Origin of the sequence: Yersinia thracica, from assembly GCF_902170565.1 — a bacterium.
In the GTDB taxonomy this organism is placed as follows: domain Bacteria; phylum Pseudomonadota; class Gammaproteobacteria; order Enterobacterales; family Enterobacteriaceae; genus Yersinia; species Yersinia thracica.
In genome coordinates, this window is the sequence record NZ_CABHXX010000091.1 from 94,114 (window position 1) to 100,312 (window position 6,199).

Sequence of the window (6,199 nt, forward strand, 5' to 3'; positions counted from 1 at the left end):
GGAAGGACAGATGCTGCATTTCTTTATCCGTCGTCCCAAGTTCGCCATTGTTATTGCATTGGTGATAACCATTGTTGGCTGGGTGTCATTGCATGTGATTCCGGTGGAGCAATATCCGGATATCACGCCGCCAGTTGTCTCTGTCAGTGCGGTTTATCCGGGAGCCAGCGCCCGCGATGTGGCGCAGGCTATTGCCTCCCCGCTGGAAGCTCAAGTCAATGGTGTCAGCAATATGCTGTATATGGAATCCACCAGTGGCAATAACGGCAGCTATCAACTGAGTATCACTTTCGCCAGCGGCACTGATCCGGATATGGCCGCAGTTGAAGTGCAAAACCGCATTTCTCAGGTGAGCGCCCAGCTCCCGGCTGAAGTGAATGAAAACGGCATTTCAGTGCGCAAACGCGCTTCTAATCTACTCTTGGGAGTGAGTGTCTTTTCGCCAAAACAGACTCATGATGCCCTGTTTGTGAGTAACTACACCAGCATACAGCTGCGTGATGCTATTGCGCGTATCAATGGTGTGGGTGATGTGCAGGTGTTCGGTGCCCGTGATTACAGCATGCGTGTGTGGTTGAATCCACAACGCATGGAGTCGCTGAATGTTAGCGTGCAAGACATCATCGCGGCATTGCAACAGCAGAACGTACAGGCGGCTGCCGGGCAAATAGGTTCGTCGCCATCATTGCCCGACCAACAGCAAACCCTGACTATCAGTGGGCAGGGGCGGCTTTCCGACCCACAGGAATTTGCTAATGTCATTATTCGTAGCAATCCGCAGGGTGGTATGATTCGGCTGGGTGATGTTGCCCGCGTAGCACTGGGGGCGCAGAATTATCAAGTCAGTGCGGCGCAAAACCAGACTGAATCAGCATTCTTAGTGGTTTATCCGGTGCCCGGTGCCAATGCATTAGAGGTGGCCAATGGCGTTCGTGACGAAATGGCCCGCCTGTCAGCGGCTTTCCCGCCGGATCTGACCTATGAAATTAACTACGATTCCACCTTGCCGGTCACGGCAACTTTGCATGAAATTGCACTTTCGCTGACCTTGACCCTGATTGTGGTGCTGGCGGTGGTATATCTGTTTTTACAAAGTATGCGCGCGACTTTTATTGTTGCGCTCACTATTCCGGTTTCGCTGTTGGGCACCTTTGCGGTGCTGTATGTCTTTGGTTACTCGGCGAATACCCTCAGTCTGTTTGCCATAATTCTGGCGCTGACCATTGTGGTGGATGACGCTATTGTGGTGGTCGAAAACGTCGAGCGCCTATTATCGATTGACCCAAATCTAACCCCCGCAGAGGCAACCAAGAAGGCGATGAGCCAGATTGCCGGGCCGATTATTGCCACCACCTTGGTGCTGATGGCGGTATTTGTACCCATTGCGATTTTACCGGGCATTGTCGGTGAGCTGTATCGGCAGTTCGCGGTCACCCTCTCGGCGGCAGTTATTTTGTCCAGTATCAATGCGTTAACCTTAAGCCCGGCACTGTGCGCGGTATTACTTAAGCGCCGGACATTGTCAACAACTGGGGTATTTGGCGGGATTAACCGCGGGTTGGACAGCGCCCGTGATGGTTATGTCGCATTGACGGGGAAAATCAGTAGCCGCGCTGTATTCAGTATCGTCGCGCTGTTGTTGGTGGGATTTGCCACCTGGTGGGGTTATACCCGACTGCCAACGTCATTCTTGCCGGAAGAGGACCAGGGCTATTTCTTCGTCAGCTTACAGTTGCCGGATGGGGCTTCTCTGAATCGGACTCAGACGGTAATGGATCAGATGTACCAACAGGTTACCGCTAATGATGCCGTCAAGGATGTGATAAAAATCACTGGTTTTAGTTTGCTCAGTGGCAATAATTCACCCAATGCCGGTTTTGCTATTGTGATGCTTAAACCTTGGGGGCAACGCCCGCATATTGATCAGGTTCTGGCGAACATTCAGGCCAATTTGGCGGCGATTCCATCGGCGATGATCATGGCGGTCAATCCACCGGCGATTGCCGGTTTGGGCAGTGCTTCGGGCTTTGATTTGCGGATTCAAGCCCTGTTGGGGCAAACGCCGCAAGAACTGGCGCAGGTCAGTCAGGGGATTATTTTTGCTGCTAATCAAGACCCGAAACTGAGCCGTGTGTTTACCACTTTCAGTGCTTCGGTACCAGAAACCAATCTGAGTATTGACCGAGATCGTGCGGCATTACTACAGGTGCCGGTCAGCCGCATTTTCCAGACCTTGCAAACCTCTCTTGGGGGCATGAATGCCGGTGATTTCACCTTAAATAACCGCATGTTCCGGGTGCAATTACAAAATGATATGGATTTCCGTCAGCGCACCGCTCAGATCAATAGTTTGAATGTGCGTAGTGATAACGGCGCATTGGTCAGTTTGGCCAATCTGGTGACTCTGACGCCTTCAGTGGGTGCACCTTTTATCAGTAATTTCAATCAGTTCCCTTCAGTTGCTATCAGTGGTTCGGCGGCCGACGGTGCCAGTTCGGGTCAGGCAATGGCGGCGATGGAAGCACTATTGGCGCAGAATTTACCGCAAGGCTACAGTTATAGCTGGAGCGGGATGTCATGGCAGGAGCAGCAAACTGGCGGGCAGGTGGTGTTTATTTATCTGGCTGCGTTAGTGTTCGCTTACCTGTTCTTGGTTGCCCAGTATGAAAGTTGGAGTATCCCGCTGGTGGTGATTCTGTCAGTGGTGTTTGCGGTCGGCGGCGCAGTGGCCGGATTGTCAACGATGGGCTTTGCCAATGATGTGTACGCGCAAATCGGGTTGGTATTACTGATAGGGTTGGCGGCCAAGAATGCGATATTGATTGTCGAATTCTCCAAAGCCCGACGGGAAGAGGGCGCGAGTATTGCTCAGGCGGCACAAGATGGTGCCAAACAGCGTTTCCGTGCGGTGATGATGACGGCAATTTCGTTTATTCTCGGCGTGATGCCGCTGGTCTTTGCCAGTGGCGCGGGCGCGATGAGCCGTCAGATTATTGGTATCACCGTGTTTGGTGGCATGTTAATGGCCACCGCCGTGGGGATCTTCTTCATTCCGGCGCTGTATCTGCATATTCAGCGGTTACGGGAATGGACAAAATCGCGCAAACACCCGTCAGATACTGATCCGCAGCATTAATCATTAGCTGAGTCTGTCACCGCGGAATAGGTGGCAGACTCAGGCTAAGTTTTAGTTTTTTAATCTCGTTACATTAGAGTTTCTAATGATTATCCTCTCGTTTTCCCTACACATCCCGCTGCTTTACAACTATTCTTATATACCCGTCATACTTCAAGCTGCATGTGCGTTGGCTATGTTTAATAATCCGAATCACTTACAAGACAGTAAGCTCATCGGAATTCTCTCACTTGCCGCCTTCCTGCAACTCGAATTATTTAGGGTATAAATCCCCTATAAAGATTTTAATCCCGTAACAGGGATAACTGTAATTGATGACTTTGACTTTGGCTTTATGCAGTGGAGCTATTGGGAACATAAGGAAGCAAAAATGGGACTACGAAGAAAGAATGTTAAACCTATGCAAATCAATGATATTACGATTATTGATGATACCAAGCTGAAGAAAGCTATCACCGCAGCGGCGCTGGGCAACGCCATGGAGTGGTTCGACTTTGGTGTGTATGGTTTTGTTGCATTCGCCCTTGGTCAGGTATTTTTCCCCGGCGCTGATCCCGGTATTCAGATGATCGCCGCACTGGCGACTTTTTCCGTTCCTTTCCTGGTTCGGCCCCTCGGCGGGATATTTTTTGGTGCATTGGGTGATAAATATGGGCGACAGAAAGTCCTATCGGTCACCATCATTATTATGTCAGTGAGTACCTTCTGTATTGGGTTGATTCCCTCTTATGCTTCGATAGGTATTTGGGCACCGATACTGCTGTTATTAGCAAAATTAGCGCAGGGTTTTTCGGTCGGTGGCGAATATACCGGTGCGGCTATTTTTGTCGCTGAATATTCACCGGACAGAAAGCGCGGTTTCCTCGGCAGTTGGCTGGATTTTGGTTCTATTGCCGGTTTTGTGCTGGGGGCAGGGGTCGTTCTGCTGATTTCTAGTATTGTGGGTGAGGCCAGTTTCCTTGAATGGGGCTGGCGTATTCCATTCTTTGTCGCGGCACCATTAGGGCTGATTGGTATCTATTTGCGCCATGCACTTGAAGAGACGCCGACTTTTCAGCAGCATGTCGATAAAATCGATAATGATTCGCGCCATAATATAGCTCAGCCACCCAAGGTCTCTTTCCACGAAATATTAACCAAGCAATGGAAGAATCTGACTATCTGTGTCGGCATGGTGATTGCGACTAATGTCACTTATTATATGCTGTTGACCTATATGCCGAGTTATCTGTCACATAGCCTGCATTATTCTGAAGATCATGGCGTATTGATTATTATCGCTATTATGCTCGGCATGTTATTCGTCCAGCCGGTTATGGGCTTAATGAGTGACCGATTTGGCCGTAAACCTTTTGTTATTTGCGGCAGTATCGGGCTGTTTATTCTCGCTATCCCTAGCTTTATTTTGATTAACAGCGGCATTATCGGTTTGATATTTTGTGGCCTATTGATTCTGGCGATTTTACTTAACTGCTTTACCGGTGTGATGGCATCCATATTGCCAGCCATGTTCCCCACTCATATTCGCTACAGCGCATTGGCTATCGCCTTTAATATTTCCGTACTGGTTGCCGGCCTGACCCCCACAGTTGCCGCGTGGCTGGTTGAAACCACCCAAAATCTGTTTATGCCAGCTTATTATTTGATGGTGGTTGCGGTTATTGGCTTGGTGACTGGAATATTTATGAAAGAAACGGCGAATATGCCACTGAAAGGGGCAACACCCGCCGCTTCAGATAAAGCAGAAGCCAAAGAGCTGTTGCAGGAGCACCATGATCATATCGAACAGAATATTGAGGATATTGATCAGCAAATTGCCGAACTTGAGAAAAAGAGAAAGAATCTGATTGCTCAGCATCCAGACATTAACTAAAACGTTTTGAGAGGAATATCACGGTTCTAATTTGATTTAAATCAAAAAAATCCATTTCTATACAATGGTTTACCTTTCTATTCAAATCTGTCTTTGACCCTCCCCCAAGGGGAGGGTTTAGATTATCAGTCATTATTTCAACTTATCTAAAACATTTTCCTCTTATCGAAAGGACACCATGACAGTGAAAAAGACATTTGTTTCAACTGCCCGACTGGCTATTGTTGCTTTAGCCGCAGTCACTTTCAGCCATTTGGCTTTGGCACAATCTTCTTCTACACCATCATCATCTTCTTCCACCGCCGCAACAGAGTTTTTGGCTCAACAAGGCTTATCTGGAAAAACCACTGAGCAAATGATTGAGACAATTGATCAATCCAAACAAGAACGGCCTTTGGCGTATTCAGCTTCGGTCACGGGGACTGAGTTGAAATTATCTGATGGGCAACAGCAGTTTTCTTTCCCTGTGGGTGATAAGTTCTATCTCTCATTTGCGCCTTATATCAACCAAACCCACCCGTGTTTTAATCACAGTTTATCTGGCTGCCGTGGCGAATTGGCGAATACCCCCTTCGATGTGAAAATCACCGATCAAGCCGGGAAAGTTATCTTGCAGGATAAATTGACCAGTTATCAGAATGGTTTTATTGGTGTGTGGTTGCCACGTAATATAGAAGGGACGATCGAAGTGAGTTATCAAGGGCTTAAGGCGACATCACCTTTTGCGACTCAAGCTGAAAGCCAAACTTGCATGACGACATTGCAACTGAAAAAATAAACCTTATCAGAGTGAGTCTTAGATTATTTAAAATAATGAAAATCAGCTTAGCGGCTGGTTTTCATTATCCAACCAGCATACAATTTATTGCACTTCACTCGATAATATCATTGCTAAAGTTATTCCTGGTTGGATCTGTCAGTATTTTTTACGTGTAAGATCACAAATTACGAATTCTTATTCAATATGATTTTCCTTTAAAATGGTGAGCAGTCGCAGTGCTAAATGATACATTTCCTCCTAATGGCTTGATAAACGAAACTGATGATATTGTTTTTTATTATTAATAGAAAAGATATTAAATTTATATAACTCATTGTAAAAGTAAAAATTAATTAAGTTTTTTAAAAAATGACGTGGTTTTTACATAAATAAAATGAAACAATTTACGGTAATTTAAGCAATAAAATTC

General features: G+C 47.0%; 3 protein-coding genes. All 3 read left to right on the plus strand.

Going from position 1 to position 6,199, the window contains the following annotated elements; genetic code table 11:
- The first annotated feature begins 10 nt into the window (after positions 1 to 10).
- Positions 11 to 3,136 (plus strand): efflux RND transporter permease subunit, encoded by a 3,126-nt coding sequence (locus FTA91_RS12960; protein ID WP_145583466.1) that lies wholly within the window; start codon positions 11 to 13, stop codon positions 3,134 to 3,136.
- Between the two features lie 370 nt (positions 3,137 to 3,506).
- Positions 3,507 to 5,009, plus strand: a complete 1,503-nt coding sequence (proP, locus tag FTA91_RS12965) for a glycine betaine/L-proline transporter ProP (protein WP_145534929.1) — start codon at positions 3,507 to 3,509, stop codon at positions 5,007 to 5,009.
- 184 nt (positions 5,010 to 5,193) lie between these two features.
- The gene (cueP, locus tag FTA91_RS12970) at positions 5,194 to 5,787 is read left to right on the plus strand and encodes a copper-binding periplasmic metallochaperone CueP (protein ID WP_050112488.1); all 594 of its coding nucleotides are present in this window, start codon (positions 5,194 to 5,196) and stop codon (positions 5,785 to 5,787) included.
- Positions 5,788 to 6,199: the final 412 nt, after the last annotated feature.

What these genes read in the sequence shown, in the direction of transcription:
- FTA91_RS12960 (WP_145583466.1), top strand. Translation starts at nt 11, where the DNA reads ATGCTGCATTTCTTTATCCGTCGTCCCAAGTTCGCCATTGTTATTGCA.
- proP (WP_145534929.1), top strand. Translation starts at nt 3,507, where the DNA reads ATGGGACTACGAAGAAAGAATGTTAAACCTATGCAAATCAATGATATT.